The organism is Micrococcus sp. HMSC31B01, assembly GCF_001816085.1.
Taxonomy (GTDB): Bacteria; Actinomycetota; Actinomycetes; order Actinomycetales; family Micrococcaceae; genus Micrococcus; species Micrococcus luteus.
Genome location: NZ_KV825359.1, coordinates 1 through 556, shown reverse-complemented (window position 1 = coordinate 556; position 556 = coordinate 1). Strand labels below are relative to the sequence as shown.

The 556-nt window shown below is 75.7% G+C and carries 1 protein-coding gene; it reads left to right on the top strand.

Features of this window, described 5'->3' with window-relative positions; all coding sequences use genetic code 11:
• On the top strand, window positions 1-556 hold a 556-nt coding region (locus HMPREF3105_RS10810; RefSeq protein ID WP_246830378.1), incomplete at both ends, for a Mur ligase family protein.

Genomic DNA, 556 nt, shown 5'->3' with positions numbered 1-556 from the left:
CGACGCCGTGCGCACCGCCGCCGGCACCGTGGCGGCCCGCGTCTACGGCGGCGGGGGCGACACCGGCCCGCGCCTGCTCGGCGTGACCGGCACCAACGGCAAGACCACCACGAGCTTCCTCGCCGCCGCCCTGCTCGAGGCCCTGGGGCGCCGGTCGGGCATCGTGGGCACGATCCTGATCCGCGCGGGGGAGCGGGAGGTCCCCTCCACGCTCACCACGCCCGAGGCCACCCAGCTGCACGCCCTCATGGCGCTCATGCGCGAGGAGGAGGTGGACACCGCCGTCATGGAGGTCTCCTCCCACGCCGTGGCGTACCAGCGGATCGCCGGCCTGCGCTACGCGGTGGCCGGGTTCACCAACCTGACCCAGGACCACCTGGACATGCACGGCTCGATGCAGGAGTACTTCGCGGCCAAGGCCGGTCTGTTCGACCCCGCTCGCACCGACCACGCCGTCATCACGCTCGACGGCGGCGAGGGGCCCCGCTGGGGCGTCGCCATGGCCCGGGCCGCCGGCGCTCCCGTCACCACGCTCGCCCTCGGGCCGGCCGCGCCG